Below are 19257 nucleotides of genomic sequence, written 5' to 3' on the forward strand. Positions count from 1 at the left end.
ACATTCATTATAACAAAAAAAGGATTATTTCTAATCCTTTATATGTCATAACTCACTTTATCAATAAAATTTTTAAGTCTATCTGTTTTTGGATGATCTAAGATAGAAACATCTCCATGTTCAATCACTTTGCCATTTTCCATAAAGACAATATAATCAGCAGCTTTTTTTGCAAACGCAATCTCGTGGGTGACAATCATAAAATTCATATTTTTTTCACGAAGTTTTAGTATTGTTTTTAATACTTCGTGCGTTAAGATTGGATCAAGTGCGCTTGTTGGTTCATCTAAAAACACAACTTCAGGAGATATTGCCAAAGATCTAATGATACTCGCTCTTTGTGCCTGACCACCTGATATCTTTGCTGGAATCTTATCTTTATGTTCAATAAGTTCAAATTGCTACAATAAATCTAATGCAACCCTATTTGCTTCATTAATATCCATCTTGTGCACTTTTTCTAATACTAATGTTATATTTCTAAGTACAGTTAAATGTGGAAATAAGTTATGTGCTTGAAATACAAATCCAATTTTCTTATAATACTCGCTTTTGTCTTCATGAGTTACTTCATGATGATTTAGACAAATCTCACCAGAAACAGGATCTTCAATGCCTGATAATAATCTTAGTAATGTTGATTTCCCAGCACCACTTGGTCCAATAAGTGCAATACCTGATTTATTTTCAATCTTCAAGCTGACATCATCTAAAATTAACTTATCTTCATATGTTTGAACAATATTTTTTAACATTAAATCCATGATGCCACCTTCTTTTCAAAGTATTTAGCTAAGAATATTAAAGGTAATGTAATACTTAAATAAAGCAAGAACATCATTAAATACTTTTCCACTACTGCATAAGTTCTAGATTGAATGGTTGTGATTTGGTTATATAACTCTTCCACGCCAATAAAGTTAAGCAAACTCGATCCCTTAATGATAATCGCAAGATTACCAATCATTGGCGGAACGATTACTTTTACTAATTGCGGTAAAATGATATATCTATATTTTTGATAATTTGTAAAACCTAATACTTTCATAGCCTGATATTGAGTATCATCAATGGATTTCATCGCACCCATAAAAGCATTTCTCATATAAGGTCCCATGAATAGAGTAAATCCAACAATGCCTGCTAAAAAACGGTTCCTAAGGTCTAAAGGCACTGCAATAAAATAATAGGTAACAATCAAAAACACTAACGTTGGCGTACCAAAGATGACTTCACTAAATATATTAGATATATACTTAAATACCAAAAATTTAGACTCAGATAGCAAATACAATACAAAACCAAAAATAATGCTTAAAAATAAAACAATGATACTAATGACAATGGTATTCACATATCCTTTAATTAGGATGTTGGAATAACCAAAAATAGCTTCAATTCTAAAATTACTTCTCCCTGGATAAGCAAATACAATAAAAGCGACTAGCGCTGTGTAAAACAAAAGCGCTAGTCCGACATTTAAAGGTTTATTACTCTTCATCAATAATCTCTTGTAAATAAACGTTTAAAGTTTCTCCAGGAATGTTTGCTGCTATATCATCGTTATATAAATTTCTTAAAATATCATAAATTCCATTTGCTTCTAATCCTGCAATAAATTCTTTAGCTTGTGCAACTAAATCTTCATTACCTTTTCTAAATGCCATACCAATAGGTGATAATACCACTGGATCTAGTAATATTTCAGTGGTATCTGGATTTGCCAAATGATGCCCAGCTGCATTACTAATACTCATTAAAAATACATCTGATGTTCCACTAACAACCTCTAGTACTGCCGCATTCACATCATCAACTTCTCTAATTACCGGATTGTTCGCTAAATTTCTTGCGATATCAAGTGGTGCGAATGTTTTAGGTCCAACAAATCTAACGCCTTCTAGAGTGAAAACATCATCTTTAGTTTGGATATTATTTGTATCAAAGAAGTCTTTATTAACAAGTGATACAAGCGGAAAATTAAAGTATGGATCACTAAAATCAACAGATAATGCTCTTTCTTCAGTAATACTCATCGATCCTATGATCACATCAATTGTATTCGCATTTAATTCTGTAATCAAAGTTCCAAATGGTAAATCTACAATTTCCACTTCTCTTCCTAAAAACTTACCAAACTCTTCAGCAAGTGTCACACTAATACCTGTAGGATTACCATCATCATCAACAGTTTCAAATGGCGGATATGATAAATCCATACCTACTCTTAACACAAATTGGAATATTGAAATTCAAAAAATATGACCAAATTTAAGTAAAAAGAGTGTAAAAATACACTCCTTAACTAAAGTTATCAAATAAAATGTTGTCATCTTTCATATCATGTTTCTTTAATACATTAATACATGCTTTAATCATACCTGGTGAACCACATAGATAACCTTCTACATCACTTAAATCTTTGGTATGACGATCAACAACATCAGTAATTAAACCAACATCTCCATCCCACTCATCTTCTGGAAGTGGTTCTGAAAGTGCTGGAATATACTGAAAGTTTGGAAACTCTTTTTCAAGCGCTCTAAACTCTTCTGTATAATATAAATCACGCTTCGATCGAGCTCCAAAGAAGTACTTAACTTTACGATGCATACCTCTAGCTTGAAGTGCATATAAAATCGATCTGATCGGTGCCTTTCCAGATCCACCAGCAATACAAATCATATCTTTATTTGAGTCTTCCCTTAAGAAAAAGTCTCCGTAAGGCCCTGTAATGATGATTTTATCGCCTACTTCCATAGCTTTATGAACAAATGTTGTTGCTTGTCCATTTGGAACTAAACGGATGATAAGTTCAATTTCACTCTTATTTTTTGGATCAGATGCAATTGAATAAGCTCTGATCACTTCAATCCCAGGCACTTGAATTTGCACATATTGTCCAGGTTTAAAATCCATCTCTTTTGGTTCAATTAATTTAAATCTAACCAGTTTAATATCATAAGTTAAATCAGAAACATGCGATACAACTGTCTTATACTCCTTAGCGTTTAACAAACCTTTAGGTAATAATATTTTCATATCACTCTTTACTTTTACTTGACAAGAAAGTCTCACGCCTTCTTCTCTTTCTTCTTCGCTAATAAATGGTTCTTCTGTTGGTTTTAAATGTCCATCTCCACCAACTAATTTAAACTTACATAAGCCACATGTTGCTTTACCGCCACATGCAGATGGGATAAATATTTTCTCGCTTGATAATGTATTTAAAACTGTGTCATCACCTTTAACAGGTATTTTAGTTTCATCGTTGATTGTGATGACTTTTTCACCACCACCACCTAGTAATTTTTCAACTAAAATAAGAACTAAAGAGATGACAATTAATACACTAACTAAAACAATAGGTAATACCCAATTCATAACATCTCCTCCTTCTTATACTAATCCTGTAAAGCCCATAAATGCTAATGCTAAGATACCTAAGATAATAAATACGATTGCTTTTCCTCTTAATCCTTTAGGTGGATTAGAAATCTTCGCAAGCTTTTCTCTTAAACCTGCAACTAAAATAATCGCGATCATCCAACCAACACCAGATCCAAATGAAAAGGATACAGTTTCTAAAAATGTATAATCTCTATTGACGAAAAACAATGAAACTGCTAATACAACACAGTTTACTGTGATCAGTGGTAAGAAAATCCCAAATGCATTATATAATCTTGGTGAAAATTTTTCTAAGAATATCTCTAGCAATTGTACAACAGCTGCAATTGTGATAATAAACACGATTAAACTGATAAATTCAGTATTTGTAGCAAGTAACAATTGATAAATCGGATAATTGATAACAGCAGTAATAGTCACAACAAATACAACTGCAATTCCCATCCCTTTAGCATTTTTAACACTCGTAGAGATTGCAATCAAAGGACACATACCCAAAATGAAAACAAGTGCAATATTATTATTTAATATTGACGATATAAATAGTTCAATAATATTCATTTTCTATGCCCTCCTATATATTTGTTTCGTAATTCTTGGTCATTACTCTAATGCCCCATATCATAAGTCCTAATACAAAGAACCCACCTGGAGCCATTGTCATTGCAACCCAGTTAATCCAATCTGGTCCAACAACACGAGTACCTAAGAAAGTACCAAATGCTAATATTTCACGAACAGACGCAACAGCTACTAAAACAAGTGCATAACCTAGACCACTTGCTGCTCCATCAATTAAAGAATATTTAACTGGGTTTTTAGCAGCAAAAGCTTCAGCACGTCCCATAACAATACAGTTTGTAATAATTAGTCCAACATATGCATCAAGTGAATCTGCAATTTGTGGAAAATATGATTGCAAAAATAACTGTACGATAATAACAAATGTAGAAATAATAACCATGTAAGTTACCATTCTTACTTTTCCAGGAATAAAGTTTCTAATCAAAGAAACCGTTGCAGAACTTGCCATCACAACAAATGTAACACCTAAACCCATAGCTATTGCGTTTTCTACACGATTTGAAACTGCTAACGCAGAACAAATCCCTAAAACAGCTATAGCAATTGGATTGCTTGTCGCAACACCATCTTTAAAAATGTTAAACCATTTCTTATACTTAATTCTAATTAATTTCATTTAATCATCCCCCTACTCATTAAGTGCTTGCCATGCAGCACTATACTCATCATAGTTGTCATTGAGGATGCCTTCAAATGCATTTGAAGTACCAGTAGCACCAGTAATTGCATCGACTTGATTCGGTTCTGTTGCACCTTCTTTAGTCACATCAATCGAAGGCGTCATTTTAACACCAACATAATTATCTAAATACGGTCTTTCAGCAACCACACCACCTAAACCAGGCGTTTCTTCTTGTTCCAATATCGTAATACGAACAATCGTTTCAAAATCAGAGTCTAAAGTTAATATACCAATGATAGGTCCCCATAATCCGCTACCCTCGAAGCGATAAGCAACAGAACCTGTCTGATCATTTACATAGAATGTGTAGCCATCTTCTTCTAAAATAGTTACCTCATCATCGAAAACATCATGGATATTTGTGAAGTTATACTCAATTTCAAATCCGTCTAGTATCGCTGATTTCAATTTAGCTTCCTTGTTTAGTTCAATACGATCTTCTGTCAATGCATTAGCACCTAACAATAGTGCACTTGTTACTAAACCTAAAATTACGACAAATATCATCATTTTAAGATTTTGATTCATCAGTTGCACCTTCTTTCTTTTCGATTCTAGCAAAAAACATACTATCGATTAATGGTGCTACCGCACTCATTAATATAATTGCAAACATAGTTCCATCAGGGAATGTTGCAAAGAATCTAATTAAAACTGTTAAAAAAGCAATCCCAATACCAAATAACACACGACCCCAAGGAAATAGAGGGGCTGTTGTTTCATCGGTTGCGATAAAAAATGAGACTAAGACCAAATTCCCAACAAATAAACTATTAAATGCACTATCAGGAAAACCATCAAATCCGAACCATACACCTAACTGAGTAAAAACAAATACACCTAGTAAAATGGTCAGTGGGATTTTCCAATCAATCACTTTAAGACCAATTAAAACAAGTCCCAAAATAATGATTCCTAATCTCAAAGTCTCACCCAAAGCTCCGGGTGCATCACCTAAAAGCATTTGCATCAATGTATAATCTGTGCCTACCTGATTTGCTCTAACAAGCATTGTAGGGAAATATGCCGGAAATGAAATCGTTATAAATAAAAGTCCAACAAGTGCCGGATTAAAAACATATTTACCACTTCCCCCAAAAATACCTTTTCCAAAAAACGTTCCAAATGCAGAACCTACTGCAACCATCCAAACATGCTTTAATTCTAATGTTGATGGTATGAGCAGTGTAAGTAATAATGGATAAATCATCCATGCGCCGTCAAATTCGATTTTTCTACCTTTAGAAAACATCAATTCTACTAGAAGTGCAGTTACAAGTGAAACTGCAGCAACCACCAAGACTTGATAACCGAATATGATCGTAGACGCAAGCACTAAAACCGATAAAGCAATCGTCATGATTGTCAGGTTTCTTTTATCGAGTGCCTTCTTAATCACTGAGTCATAGGATAATGTCATAAAGTCACCGCTACTTTCTATATGTTTTATAAGTGAACTAATAAGCCCACTAAATTTATCTTTATTTTATCACAATAAACTTGCATGTATAGGTTCTCATGCATTTTTAGTTGAATTCTAAATAAATTTAAATAAAAATCAATCAAAGTTAAACAAAAAAGACCTGAAACTTTGATTTTAGGTCTTTTTTGTTTAAAGCATATGATTAGAATAAGATTTCATTTCAAGATATTTAACTAGACTGATGATAAAGAAAATCGAAGTGATTAATCCTAGAAATATGAATATGATTGTTAAAAGGATTTGACCAACAGGCAAGATATCCTTAAAAACAATGACTAAACTAAAAAGTGAAGATGAAACAACTGTCCAAAAAAAGAACGTATAAATGGATAAAAGCTTTTTTTAAACGAGATTCATCTCTTCATCATCGATTTCAAGATCGTGTTCAATGTTATAGATGATTTCATCTACCTCTTCTTTTATATCTTTATCATGCTTTTTTTCTAGTGTATACATTGTCCATGTCAACGTAAGAAATAGGACTAAAACAATAATAATAATCCATCTATGTTTAACTAATTCACTTGGTAAAGCAATCGCACCAATCAACGCTAACCCATAAAAAAATGTATAGAATAGTGGCCTAAATAGACTTGTTTTATACATTTTTTTTAACTGTTTTATCGTTTTTTTGTCTTCTTTAGATAATTTCATATGTTTATGGCTTCAATATCTTTCTAATGATTTTTTCTTTATTTTTATCGTATGGAGGATAAGCTAATTTCACATCAAAAAATGTCGTCTTCTTTGTAAAGGTCTTTAAATGTGAGAAGGCTTTGAAGCTATAAACACCATGATATCTTGCCATACCACTGTGTCCAACTCCACCAAAAGGAAGATTTGGATTTGCAACTTGCATTAATGCCTCATTAATTGCTCCATTACCAAAGGAAAGTTTAGTAAACACTTCTTGCATCATCTTTTTATCTTCGGTAAAAAGATATAATGCAAGTGGTTTTTCTTTTGTCTTTAAAGTTTCTATGATTGTATGTGTATCTTTGAATTTAATAATAGGTAAAATCGGTCCAAAAATCTCTTCTTGCATGACTTTATCATCCCAAGTGACATTGGTCATGATGACCGGAGATAGAAAATAACCCTCATCCTTGTTTTCATACTCAAAAACTACCTTGTTTTCATCAACCAAACCTTTAAGTCTTTGATGATGTCTTTCATTTACTATATGTCCCAAATCATTGATATTTGGATATTGTCTTTGAATTTCTTCTTTTAAATAAGCAAGAAACTCATCATGAACAGTCTCATCGACATAAATATAATCAGGTGCTATACATGTTTGACCTGCATTTAAAAACTTACCAAACACAATACGTCTTGCGGCTAGTTTTAAATCAGCATCTTTTAAGACAATCGTTGGACTTTTTCCGCCGAGTTCTAGAGTTACAGGGATTAAATGTTTACTTGCTTTTTGATATACTATTTTACCTACTTCAGTGCTGCCTGTAAAAAAGATATGATCAAATCTTAAATCTAATAATTCACTTGTCACATCTTTATCACCTGTCACAACTTTTATATATGCTTCATCAAAATACTCATCAAACATACTCAAGATCACTTGTTCTGTGTTTTTTGTATATTCACTTGGTTTAATGATCGCAGTATTACCTGCTGATATCGCACCAATCAAAGGTTCAATAACAAGCTGGAATGGATAATTGTAAGGACCAATGATTAATACACTTCCAAGCGGTTCATACATCTTATAAGATTTAGACCCAAACATAAAAATAGGTGTTCTTACCTTGGAAACTTTCATCCATTTTTTCAAACTTTTTAACGCAATTTTAATTGATTTATAAACAAATCCAATCTCAGTTGTATATGCTTCAATTGCTGATTTATGTAAATCTTTATATAAAGCATCAATGAGTTTATCTTCATACGCTTCAATTGCTTCTTTTAATCTTTGAAGTTGCTTCATTCGAAAATCATATTTTTTAGTCTCATCTGTTAAAAAATATGATTTTTGTTTTTTTAGTATATCTAGCATATCATCACCTCTTAAGTTAATTATATTATAACAAATATCTATAGGTTACTCGAAAAAAAAGAACCAGAGATTATCTGGTTCTAAATATCTAGATTGCACATTTCTCGTAAACACAGTCTGGATCACTACATTGTATACATCCTTGTTTTTTAACAAGAACGTCTCCGCATAAAGGACACAACTCTTTTTCAATCTTTTCAGGTGTATATCCTGATTGAGAAACAGAAATATGAGTTACATACTCTTTTACTTCGCCTTTCTTTTTATCAACCCATTTTTCCTCAACATGTAGATGAGGTGGGGTTGCAGGATTTAAATCTTTAGTATCTTCATTAACACCTGCTAAAATACCGATCTTCGCACAACGATCTCTAAAGACTGTAGCTCCTTTTAATCCTTTAGACCATGCGGTTGTATAAATGTTCATTACATCTTCAACTGTTGCATTATTATTCAAATTGAATGTAGATGAAATAGCTGTATCAACATATTTTTGAATGGTTGCTTGAACATTTGCACGATCTTCAAAATCAATATTTTGAGATGTAATTAAAGCCCATGCAGGTAGATCTTCTGGTTCGACATGCATTGCTTTTGCAAGTGCAAGCGGAGTCTTTTCCCAAACAGTGATTGTTTTTTCTTCTTCAAACATACTTACAATTCTTCTTGTATAGTTGATTTGGAAGAACGGCTCAACACCACCACTAACACCAAGAATATTAGATATTGAACCTGTAGGCGCGATACTTAATAATCTCGAGTTTCTCATACCATATTTTTTAACTAATTCGTCGGTATCTTTATCGATAGCAGTCTTGTAGAATGTTGAATTAGAAACTTTATCATAATCAAATCTTGGGAAAACACCTAATGCTTTGGCATTTAATGCACTCGCTTTAGTTGCTGTATTAATCATTCTTCTCATGAGTTTATCTAAAAACTCTAAGAAAGGTTTTGATCCATAAGGGAGTTTCATCGATAATGCTAAATCAGCTAATCCCATAACACCTAATCCGATTTCACGGTACTCAGTTACGTGTTTCCTTTGTTCAGGAAGTGCATGACGATCTCCGAGTAATGTTAACAACTCATCAAGTGCATAAATCATTTCACTAGTTACAAAGTCAAAACGATCGAAATCATAATACGCTTCATCAGTAAACGGATGTTTGACAAAAGCATTTAAGTTAATACTACCTAAATTACATGAACCATGTGCCATAAGTGGTTGTTCACCACATGGGTTAGTTGCAGTAAATCTTACATCATCATACTCACTCATGAAGTGATAATCATTCATATGATCGATAAACACAACACCAGGATCACCCATTGTGTGTGCAGCATAACCTACAAGTTTTAATAACTCTTTAGCATTTACTTTCTTTTCAATAATCTCATATGGTGTTTCAAACTTCATCACCCAATCTTTATTGTCTTTAGCTGCTTGCATAAAGTCATCTGTTAAAGCGATAGAAATATTTGCACCATTCACTTTACTTAAATCAAGTTTTGTAGTAATAAAGTCAATAATATCTGGGTGATCAATATTTAAAACTAACATTAATGCACCACGTCTAGCGTCTTGTTGTGTATTTAACGTTGTGTGTGAATATTTCTCTGCAAATACCATGACACCAGGTGTTGTATTACTACTATTATTAACCTTAGCACCTTTAGGACGAATATTTGATAAGTTCATCCCTTGTCCGCCACCATAACTATAAGTTCTAGCGATTTGGTAGTCGACTTTATAAATGCTTTCTAAGCTATCTTGTGGATCTTCTGTTACATAGCAATTTGAACCAGTAATGTTTCCATCTCTACCAATCGCATACAAATTACGACCACCAAAAATAGCTTCTTTTTTTCTTAGGATTTTTTCTAAAGATGACTTACCTAAGCTAATTCTTTTTAAGAATTCTTTTTTTCCTTCACCTTTAATTAAGTATTTTTGTAAGATTAAATCTTGTCTTTCGTCATTATCTGACCATGGGTTATCACGATCATGTTTTTGCTTTTCACGATATTTAATATATGCTCTAGCAGCTTCATACTGCTTAGACTGCATCAAAAAGTTTTCAACGTCATCTTGAATTTGTTCAATATTGACATCTTCATCTTTCTTATAACTCTTTGTGATTTTCTCAGCTTGCTTCTTGCAGTCTTCTAAAGAAAAGTTCGCACCTACCCCTTTATAGGCTTTAAACATTGCTAAAGCAATCTTGTTGAAATCAAAGAGTTCCTTTGCTCCATTACGTTTCACTACATACATACTTATCTACACCCCTTAATTTTCTATACTAGCATTGTATCATATTATGAACTAGTATGTGTATGATTTTTTGAATGAAAATACTTTCATTTAGAACATAAAAAATATAAACAATTTGGATATCGCTCAACTATCCTTTTAACTCTAATATCTACATTATAGACATATATAGTTTTAACTTCAAAATATTTGCTTAAAGAAAAAAGAGTTAATCATTTTTTTGATTAACTCTTTGAAGTTTATCACTTAAATGTCTTTAAGACTTCATCATAAATAAGGTCTAATAACTCGTTTTCATTTAAATCTGTTTGATCGTTAATATACTGAAATAAAAGTCCATTAATTAAAGCTTGAATGACATAACCTCTAGTTTTATCTTGTTTAAATGGCGGTGTTATCATCTGTTGCTCAACGCCCATTTTGAATATACTAAGGAATCTTTCTTCCATTTTTGATTTTATCTCATCTAATTTGTCATCAAAAGTCGCTTGATTTGGATAATTGATTTGATGATGCTTATTCATGATTGTTTCAATGATATTTTTCGCGTCTTTCATAGCATCTAAAATCATCTTCACTTGCTCAATAAAAGCATCTCTAAACGCTGTTGATTTAAGCGGTTGTGTTAATAAGTTCTCATAATAGTTAAACATAAACATATATGTATCTGATACTAACTCATCTTTATTTGAAAAATATTCATAGACTGTAGATTTACCAATCTCAGCTTTTTTTGCAATTTCAGATAATGAAACCTGAGAAATATCTTTATCTTCCTTAATAAAATCAATCATAGTTTCAATGATTTTATCTTTAGTTTGCATGGTTAATCTCCTCTTTAATTACCTTCCGGTTAAACAAAGCATAAATCGCTGGAACGACAACCAAAGTTAAAATCGTTGCATATATTAATCCACCGATAGCGGTAATAGCCATAGGTTGTAACAACTCAGATCCTTCACCAATTCCTAAAGCCATAACAAACAAGGCTAAAATCGTTGTTAATGCCGTCATAAAGATTGGTCTTAGTCTTGTTTTACCAGCTTCGACGATTGCATCTTTAACACCATAACCCTTATCTCTAAGTTTATTGATGTAATCGATTAACACAATACCATTATTAACAACAACACCAACTAGTATAATTAACCCCATGATCGAAACCATCGATAAGTTCATATTTGTAATAAATAACGCGATGAATCCACCAGTAAACGCTAAAGGTATAGTTGCTAATATGATGAGTGGATATAGTAAAGATTGAAATTGAATAGCCATAATCATATAAACAAGTAAAATAGCTACAACAGCTGCAATCACTAAATCTTCAACAGCGTCCATGATTTCTTCATTTTCACCAGCAAATTCTATATCATAACCATTACCATAATTTTGAAAGTCACTTTCGATATAATCATTGACTTTTTCTGTGACATCAGAGCTAATCAGTGTAACATTAAAACCTTCTTCAACTTGAGCTCTAACAGTTAAGTAACGATTTGTGCCATCTGTATAAATCGTATTAAATCCAGTTACTTTTTCGACAGTAGTCACACTTTGAGATGTATCACTTATATTATATAGAGGAGCAACCGCTAAACTAGCTAAACTTGGATTAACCATATCCATAGGATTAAGCACTATTTCTCCGTTATCTACGACTAAAAATGGATTAATAATAAATTGAATTGGAGTTCCAGGTACATATGTTGGTAACATGAAATTTGGAACATAAACACTCATATTTGAGTTTTCTTGATAAGTTTCAATCATTGCTCTTGTTTGATCATCGAATAATTTTACGCCACCTAAGAAAGTTAGATAATCACCAAATAAATCTAAGCTAAAACCTTCTAGAGCTTCATTTGGAATATTAAGTTCATAAGAAATACCTTCAATACTTACAGTTACAACTTCACCAGCTGTAAGTCCAGATAAATTATCGAAAAGATAGTTCAAATTTTGATTGACATCTTCTAACGTTAAACCGAAAGTCATCGCCTGATTTTGATTAACAGTTAATTTTACATTATCACTACCTTGGTTTACCCCATTATCAATCTCAACTACATGATCTATAGTTGCCAAAATGCCTGAAACATCATTAGCGATACTTTCTAAAGTCAATAGATCATAACCACTGATTTTAATTGCAATTCCAGAACCTCCAGTTAATGGTCCTGCTGAATTTTGAGCACTAACATTGTAATCTAAAATATCTGAATTACTGATGCCTTCAATATCATCATAATTAAACGTATCTATGATATCAATAATTAGATTTTCATTATCGACTGTAGTTAATTTACGATTAGCTTTTAAGTTTATTGTAAAGCTAATATCTGAACCAGAACCAAACATATTCATATTTCCCATACCAGTATTACTGTTGATGGTAGTCGCAACTGTCTCAACATCTGCTATGTCCATGAACACTTCTGTCATAGCATCTGCAAGATTTGCTTTCCCTTGAAATGATGTTAAGCTTTGAGTTTCAATACTAACATCTATACTACCTTCATCAGATTCTGGAAGTAATATAAATCCTTTTTGATATACTACAAAAAATGAACCTAGGAGTAGCAATATAACAACAGCAAATGTTAGAGCTTTATGCTTAATCGTGAATAAAACTGATGATTCAAACCACGATTTTAATGTATGAATAATCTTTCCTTCTTTAATCTCTTTTTGATCATTAAGAAGCTTAGCACTCATCGATGGGACAACAGATAATGCAATGATCAAACTAGCACTTAAAGCAAATGCAATCGTTAGTGCCATAGACATAAACACATCACTGATTAAACCTTCAACAAAGACGATTGGCAGGAACACAGCTACAGTCGTTAAAGTTGAAGCAGTAATTGCTCCAGCAACTTGTTTTGCACCTTCAATGGATGCTTCTACTTTAGATTTGCCTTCTTGGATCATACGATATATGTTTTCAATAACAACAACAGCGTTATCCACTAACATACCAATTGCAAGTGCTAAACCTCCCATAGAGACTATATTTAACGTTACATTTGAGAAATACATCATCATAAAAGCTGCTACAACTGAAATCGGTATAGCGAGGCCAATAATCAGTGTTGGTTTGATATCTTTTAAAAATACAAATAAGATAATAATCGCTAATAAACCACCAATGATAATGTTTTGAACAACAGAATTAATTGATGTATTGATATATTCACCTTGATCTAGTAATATCATATATTCTGCGCCAGGATTATTCTCAATGATTTCATCTAACGCTGCTATAATGTTTGCTGTTGCTTCAGTGATTCCAATATCATTTTGTTTTTGAAATGATATTTGAATACCTTGTTGTCCATTTATTTTTGAATAGCTTTCTTCTGATGCATCGATATATTTAATGCCGTTTTCTATAGCTAAATCTGAAAGTTTCACAACATCTGATCCATCAAACAAAATCGCAAGATTTTCTATCTGTTCAATCGTCTGTGGTTGATCACCAAGATAAAGCATTCTAATCTCGCCTTGGTCAAGCGCAACACCAATGAGGCCACCAACGTTTTGTTCTTCAATAATAGCTAAAACATCTGTTTGAGTGACGCCATAAGTTGTTAGTTTAGCTTCATCAAGTTGCACCTGTAAGACTACATCAGCATCACCAGCTATGGATATATCAGCAACACCAGGAATACTATTTAAATCTGTTATCACTTCTTTATTAATCCATTCTGTGTTACGAATTAATATTTCTTCATCAGATAAGTTTTCATCATATGTCTTAAATAAAGTAACTGTCATGACTGGGAGCATATCCGGTGATATTCTTAAGATTCTTGTTTGGTCAACACCATCTGCAAATGCAATGTTGTTTAAATTTTCTCTCATTTCAATAACAACTGCATCCATATTTGCTCCATCCGCAAATGTGATAACTGAGACAGCGAAATTCTCATAACTCATAGATTCTACTTCTTCAAAATTCCCTATGGTAGCTACTGTAGATTCAATCTTATCAGTAACTTCTCTTTCTAATGTTTCAGGGTTTTCTCCAGGAAATGCTGTAACCGTTACAACAAAAGGCAACTCTATATCTGGAAATAAAGTTAATGGAAGTCTAGTTAAAGAAAATGCGCCTAAAACGATGATGATTAAGACACCCATTAAAACAGTAATTGGTTTTTTTACACTATATTTGCTCATAAATTTTCTCCTTGTATTTCATATCCGACCGACCGTTCGGTCGGGTCTAGAATTGATTATACCAAATATATATGTATGAATGCAATCATTTTGTATCATTCCATGAAATACCATAATTTCCATATGGCTTTATCTTTTTAAATATTTCATGTAAACTCAAATATAGGAAGTGATGCATATGAATTTTTCAGATTTAATAAAATTATATTTTAAAAGACATCCTGTAACATTTGTTCTGCTTTCATTAAATACAATCATGTTCTTTGTGGTTCTATTTAATGGTGGATTTAGCCCGGAGTCATTAGCGGATAATGGTGGATTAGTTCCAAGATATGTTACAGAAAATAAAGAATACTATAGATTGTTAGTCGCCATGTTCTTGCACGGAGGTTTATTCCACTTTTTAATGAACTCTTATTTCTTATACTTTTTAGGAGGATTTACCGAAAGATTATTAGGGAGCTCAAAATATGTCATACTTTATATGGTAAGTGGATTAGGTTCGTCAGTAGCTGTTTGGTTATTTAGCGATCCAGATATCGTAACGATTGGAGCTAGTGGTGCATTATATGGAATTATGGGTGGATTACTCATATTAACATATTTGAAATCCAACTGGTTTTCACCATATGGTATAAGATCAATTCGATCGATTTCATTTATAAATATCGTATTAACTCTAGCTTTAGGTGGTGTATTAAGTTTTTGGGGTCATATCGGTGGATTTATCGTAGGTATTATCATTACTTATATTTTCATTCCTGATGCTCCAAAATCTCAAACAAGATTTAACGAAGAAAATAATATAAAAGATACAAGAAATGGACGCATCATTATCGATATGGATGATGTGTCAGATGATGATATTTATCAAAATTAAAAAAGACAGTTTTCGAACTGTCTTTTTGCTGTCCTTAATACTAAAATAATCTCACATGTTTTTTTACTAATGATCCACTTGGATAATATGAAATGATTTCCATCATATACTTTATATTGTCTTTGATATCCTCTACAATATCATAATCAAGTAAAGCTTGATCTATGACACTTTCAAATTGTTGGAAGGCACTAATGATATCTTCATCAGAAAAACTAAAGTTTAAATCTTGATTCACAGTAGAATTTCCATCATTTTCTAAAGGTATTATATAATCGACATAAGGCAAATGATATGCATCAAGTCCAATTGTTGCATAAGTATCAGTGATCATTTGATTATCATTGATGATTCTGTAGGATCCTATATCAATTGAAATCTTAACAAGTTGATTCCAAGATGGAACTTCTAATAAGTTGATTTTTGCTTCAATTCGATCAGAGCTCATATCAAAATAGCCAAACACTCTATGATTTTTATATAGTGTGAGTTCTTTTTTATCTTGTATCTTTATATACTCAAAAGGACTCTCTTGATCTTTGTACTTAATAATTTTACTCATGAAGTTTGAATAATAAAAGAAGCTCATTGTTTCATAATCATTAAGCTCATATGCAAAACGTTCATGTTTATGATCAATAAGAATAGTTAAAGTGCTTTTCCCCTTAACAAAGGATTCTCTACCTGACATGACTAGATTCCTTTGATCAAGTTCATATTCAAAGTACAGCTTGTCATAAACAATTCGGTTTTCTTCATCTTTATCTATATAAGTGATGTGGTGAAAAAATTGATTAGACTTTGCATAAGCACTAAGTGTTTCAATTCTAAGCGCTTCATCTTCTAAACAAAATCTAACTTTTCTTTGATCATCAATTTCTAAAAATTCATTCTCAATAAATGATTGAACTTGGCCCAAATCTAAAATCATATATTCTAAATATGCCTTGACTGAAATAAAATCATCATTATTACCTATGTCAAATGATTCTGATTGATAAAAATCATAATAGCTTCGATCAATAATATCAAGTCCATAGGTAAGATTTAAATTGGGATCAATAGGCATTTCATCGACAACATGATTGATATATGTTAGGATGTCTTCTTTACTGTGATTAACATCGTTACTCATCGGATGAAACAACTCTATATTTTCAATATTTTTCGTACAACCACTTATGCTAATCAAAATGAGTACTAAAAAAAGTATATAAATTTTTTTCATGGTTTTCCCCTGATTGTATAAGTTATATTTTGATTATAGCATAGAGATTGAAAAAAAACACGAGATTATTTTCTCGTGTTTTTGGGTATTATTCAGTTCTAAGTGCAACCACAGGATCTCTTTTAGCTGCGATTTTACTTGGAAACAAGCCAGCAATTAAAGTTAGTATTGTCGATAGTACAATTAAAAATAATGCATGTGTAACTAATAGTCCTGCAAACCCAGGCTCATCAATGAAGTTTTCCACAATGACATTAATAGGGATAATTAATAGATATGCAATCACAATACCAAATATACCTGCAGTAAATCCAATGAGTAAAGTTTCAGCATTAAAGATTCTAGATATATCTTTCTTTCTAGCGCCTAAACTTCTCATGATACCAATTTCTTTTGTTCTTTCAACAACCGATACATATGTGATAATACCAATCATCACAGAAGATACGACAAGCGATATCGCCGCAAACGCAGTTAGAATGATTGTTATTGTGTTAATCAAACCCTGAATGGTTGATGATATAGATTCTGCTAAATCCGTATAAATGATTTGATTAACTTCGTCTCTACCTTCATTATATGCATCGATATACGCTTTGATCTCATCTTTATCATCAAAAGATACTGGATAAATTTGGATACCCACTGGTGTATCATCTCCACCGATTAACCTCATCACTTGCTCATATGTAATTTGAGTATTAAAGGAAAGTCCAGTTAGTACATTTGTACTTGGATTTGCACTTTGTGCTAAAACAATATTTGAGTCTTTTTCAATTTCAAGTAGTCTATCTGTTAAATCAGAAGTATATCCAATGCCAGTATCTAATATTTCAGAAGATGCGTCTTCTTTTACTCTTAAGATACCTGATATAGATAAAGTGATTGATGTAGAGTCATTATACATCGTTTCATAATCTGTACTTGGTATATAAACACCTGATATTTCACGATAATAAACATCATTTAAAACAACCTTAAATGTTTGTCCGACTAAATCAGAAGATTGATAATCATCTTCAATAGATATACCTAAATTTTCAAGTAGTGATAAATCTACTCTATTTCTTTCATCTACAATTAAGACAACATCTTGATAATCTGTTGGATAACTACCATAAAGTACATCATACTGAGATTCTATAAAGGTTTTATTGTTTGGCATTTCATTAAAATATGAGCTACCTCCAAAAAATGGATTACCTGAACTGGTTGTTTGTACTTTAATATAACCACCATTATCTGACAGATTTACCATATTTAACATGATACCTCTTGTATACGAAATAGAATTATAATAACTATCATCCATATCTTCGAGATAATCAACAAACTCAGGAGTAATAATATTCTCGTGTTGAGTCAAACTTGATGTTTGGTCATAAGGATAAAAAACATCATCATCAATAAACTCTAAATCAGGTCTAGGATTTGTCACTTCTTCTGGTGGTCCAAATTGCACTACAGTTTGATCGACTGTAATTGGAAAACCAGCCAAAGTATCAGATTGAATATTACTTGTATATTCAGTCATGCCATTAGAAATAGCTAAGACCAATGCAATCCCAATAATACCAATACTACCTGCAATCGCAGTTATAATTGTTCTTCCTTTTTTAGTTAATAAGTTCTTAAAACTGGTTTTTATGGCAGTACCATAAGACATTGAAGTTCTTTGATTGATTAACTTTTCTTTCTTATCTTCTTTATTTAAATCAGCTGGTCTTGAGTCATCAGTAACAAGACCATCTAGTAAATGAACAATGCGATCGCTATATGTATTTGCGATTTCAGAGTTATGCGTAACCATGATCACTAGTCTATCTTTTGATATCTTTTGAATGAGTCTCATGATTTGTCCACTTGTTTCGCTATCTAATGCTCCTGTAGGTTCATCAGCTAAAAGAATTTTGGGATTATTAACAAGTGCTCTAGCAATCGCAACTCTTTGCATCTGCCCACCTGATAATTGATTAGGTCTTTTGTATAAATGTTCCTCTAAACCGACTTCAATAAGTACTTTTTGTGCACGCTCTTTTCTTTCCTTTGGAGATACGCCAGCAAGTCTTAATGACATCTCAACATTGTCTAAGACAGATAAATGTGAGATGAGGTTATAGGTTTGAAAAACAAAACCAATCGTCGCATTCCGATAAGCATCCCAATCTTGGTCTTTAAAGTTTTTTGTTGATTTACCTTCGATTAATAAATCACCACTCGTGTATCTGTCAAGACCTCCAATGATGTTGAGCATTGTTGTTTTTCCACACCCTGACGGACCTAAGATTGAAACAAACTCATTTTCTTTAAACTCTAGATCTACACCTTTTAGTGCTGGAAATGGTTTTCCAGCTAACATGTAATCTTTTTTAATATTTTTTAGTTGTAACATGTCTTTCACTTCCTTTTTTTGTTCACTCCATATTTTAACAGTTATTTGAAATTCTTATAAAAAAACGCTCATATGAAACTATTTGATTAAAACGGACAACTTAAAAAAAGGCTAGGACATAGTAT

General features: G+C 32.1%; 15 protein-coding genes and 1 pseudogene. 1 reads left to right on the plus strand and 15 read right to left on the minus strand.

The window, feature by feature from the left end:
* Window positions 1-38: 38 nt before the first annotated feature.
* The 13 genes and pseudogenes from BK011_10000 to BK011_10060 form a co-directional block, all read right to left on the minus strand.
* Window positions 39-764 (minus strand): annotated as a pseudogene (locus BK011_10000) (hypothetical protein).
* Window positions 755-1501 (minus strand): hypothetical protein, encoded by a 747-nt coding sequence (locus BK011_10005; GenBank protein ID AUD66003.1) that lies wholly within the window; start codon window positions 1499-1501, stop codon window positions 755-757. The pseudogene BK011_10000 and the gene BK011_10005 overlap by 10 nt, the downstream one beginning before the upstream one ends.
* The gene (locus BK011_10010; protein AUD66004.1) at window positions 1491-2219 is read right to left on the minus strand and encodes a hypothetical protein; all 729 of its coding nucleotides are present in this window, start codon (window positions 2217-2219) and stop codon (window positions 1491-1493) included. The genes BK011_10005 and BK011_10010 overlap by 11 nt, the downstream gene beginning before the upstream one ends.
* Before the next feature lie 82 nt (window positions 2220-2301).
* Window positions 2302-3384 carry an oxidoreductase gene (locus BK011_10015; GenBank protein ID AUD66005.1) on the minus strand — a complete coding sequence of 361 codons (1083 nt, stop codon included), beginning with the start codon at window positions 3382-3384 and terminating at the stop codon, window positions 2302-2304.
* 15 nt (window positions 3385-3399) lie between these two features.
* Window positions 3400-3972, minus strand: coding sequence for an NADH:ubiquinone reductase (Na(+)-transporting) subunit E (locus BK011_10020; GenBank protein ID AUD66006.1), 573 nt, complete (start codon window positions 3970-3972; stop codon window positions 3400-3402).
* A gap of 13 nt (window positions 3973-3985) precedes the next feature.
* Window positions 3986-4612, minus strand: a complete 627-nt coding sequence (locus BK011_10025) for an NADH:ubiquinone reductase (Na(+)-transporting) subunit D (GenBank protein AUD66007.1) — start codon at window positions 4610-4612, stop codon at window positions 3986-3988.
* A gap of 12 nt (window positions 4613-4624) precedes the next feature.
* Window positions 4625-5206 (minus strand): hypothetical protein, encoded by a 582-nt coding sequence (locus BK011_10030; GenBank protein ID AUD66008.1) that lies wholly within the window; start codon window positions 5204-5206, stop codon window positions 4625-4627.
* Complete coding sequence (locus tag BK011_10035; GenBank protein AUD66009.1) at window positions 5190-6098, minus strand: hypothetical protein; 909 nt, start codon at window positions 6096-6098, stop codon at window positions 5190-5192. Before BK011_10035 ends, BK011_10030 begins: the two co-directional genes overlap by 17 nt.
* Before the next feature lie 405 nt (window positions 6099-6503).
* The gene (locus BK011_10040; protein AUD66010.1) at window positions 6504-6815 is read right to left on the minus strand and encodes a hypothetical protein; all 312 of its coding nucleotides are present in this window, start codon (window positions 6813-6815) and stop codon (window positions 6504-6506) included.
* 4 nt (window positions 6816-6819) lie between these two features.
* A complete protein-coding gene (locus BK011_10045) occupies window positions 6820-8175 on the minus strand; it encodes an aldehyde dehydrogenase (GenBank protein ID AUD66011.1) in 1356 nt (451 codons plus the stop codon).
* Between the two features lie 88 nt (window positions 8176-8263).
* The gene (locus BK011_10050; GenBank protein ID AUD66012.1) at window positions 8264-10450 is read right to left on the minus strand and encodes a ribonucleoside-diphosphate reductase, adenosylcobalamin-dependent; all 2187 of its coding nucleotides are present in this window, start codon (window positions 10448-10450) and stop codon (window positions 8264-8266) included.
* A gap of 242 nt (window positions 10451-10692) precedes the next feature.
* On the minus strand, window positions 10693-11274 hold the full coding sequence (locus tag BK011_10055) for a hypothetical protein (GenBank protein AUD66013.1): 582 nt from the start codon (window positions 11272-11274) through the stop codon (window positions 10693-10695).
* Entirely contained in the window at window positions 11264-14632 is a 3369-nt protein-coding gene (locus BK011_10060) for a hypothetical protein (protein ID AUD66014.1), read from the minus strand. The genes BK011_10055 and BK011_10060 overlap by 11 nt, the downstream gene beginning before the upstream one ends.
* Window positions 14633-14810: 178 nt before the next feature.
* On the opposite strand from BK011_10060, the gene BK011_10065 reads away from it, so the two are divergent.
* Window positions 14811-15512, plus strand: coding sequence for a hypothetical protein (locus tag BK011_10065; GenBank protein AUD66015.1), 702 nt, complete (start codon window positions 14811-14813; stop codon window positions 15510-15512).
* A 40-nt stretch (window positions 15513-15552) separates the two neighbouring features.
* Here the strand turns inward: BK011_10065 and BK011_10070 are convergent, their stop codons facing one another.
* Both BK011_10070 and BK011_10075 read right to left on the minus strand, forming a co-directional pair.
* Entirely contained in the window at window positions 15553-16740 is a 1188-nt protein-coding gene (locus tag BK011_10070) for a hypothetical protein (protein AUD66016.1), read from the minus strand.
* An 88-nt stretch (window positions 16741-16828) separates the two neighbouring features.
* Window positions 16829-19132, minus strand: a complete 2304-nt coding sequence (locus BK011_10075; protein AUD66017.1) for a hypothetical protein — start codon at window positions 19130-19132, stop codon at window positions 16829-16831.
* Between the last annotated feature and the right edge of the window lie 125 nt (window positions 19133-19257).

The sequence above is a fragment of the Tenericutes bacterium MZ-XQ genome (genome assembly GCA_002838205.1).
Classification (GTDB): domain Bacteria; phylum Bacillota_I; class Bacilli_A; order Acholeplasmatales; family Acholeplasmataceae; genus Mariniplasma.

Bases quoted from the DNA above. Each gene is read 5' to 3' on its own strand.
- BK011_10075 (AUD66017.1), bottom strand. From the start codon at position 19,132: ATGTTACAACTAAAAAATATTAAAAAAGATTACATGTTAGCTGGAAAA.
- BK011_10040 (AUD66010.1), bottom strand. From the start codon at position 6,815: ATGAAATTATCTAAAGAAGACAAAAAAACGATAAAACAGTTAAAAAAA.
- BK011_10035 (AUD66009.1), bottom strand. From the start codon at position 6,098: ATGACATTATCCTATGACTCAGTGATTAAGAAGGCACTCGATAAAAGA.
- BK011_10045 (AUD66011.1), bottom strand. From the start codon at position 8,175: ATGCTAGATATACTAAAAAAACAAAAATCATATTTTTTAACAGATGAG.
- BK011_10020 (AUD66006.1), bottom strand. From the start codon at position 3,972: ATGAATATTATTGAACTATTTATATCGTCAATATTAAATAATAATATT.
- BK011_10015 (AUD66005.1), bottom strand. From the start codon at position 3,384: ATGAATTGGGTATTACCTATTGTTTTAGTTAGTGTATTAATTGTCATC.
- BK011_10065 (AUD66015.1), top strand. From the start codon at position 14,811: ATGAATTTTTCAGATTTAATAAAATTATATTTTAAAAGACATCCTGTA.
- BK011_10060 (AUD66014.1), bottom strand. From the start codon at position 14,632: ATGAGCAAATATAGTGTAAAAAAACCAATTACTGTTTTAATGGGTGTC.
- BK011_10005 (AUD66003.1), bottom strand. From the start codon at position 1,501: ATGAAGAGTAATAAACCTTTAAATGTCGGACTAGCGCTTTTGTTTTAC.
- BK011_10055 (AUD66013.1), bottom strand. From the start codon at position 11,274: ATGCAAACTAAAGATAAAATCATTGAAACTATGATTGATTTTATTAAG.
- BK011_10030 (AUD66008.1), bottom strand. From the start codon at position 5,206: ATGAATCAAAATCTTAAAATGATGATATTTGTCGTAATTTTAGGTTTA.
- BK011_10010 (AUD66004.1), bottom strand. From the start codon at position 2,219: ATGGATTTATCATATCCGCCATTTGAAACTGTTGATGATGATGGTAAT.
- BK011_10070 (AUD66016.1), bottom strand. From the start codon at position 16,740: ATGAAAAAAATTTATATACTTTTTTTAGTACTCATTTTGATTAGCATA.
- BK011_10050 (AUD66012.1), bottom strand. From the start codon at position 10,450: ATGTATGTAGTGAAACGTAATGGAGCAAAGGAACTCTTTGATTTCAAC.
- BK011_10025 (AUD66007.1), bottom strand. From the start codon at position 4,612: ATGAAATTAATTAGAATTAAGTATAAGAAATGGTTTAACATTTTTAAA.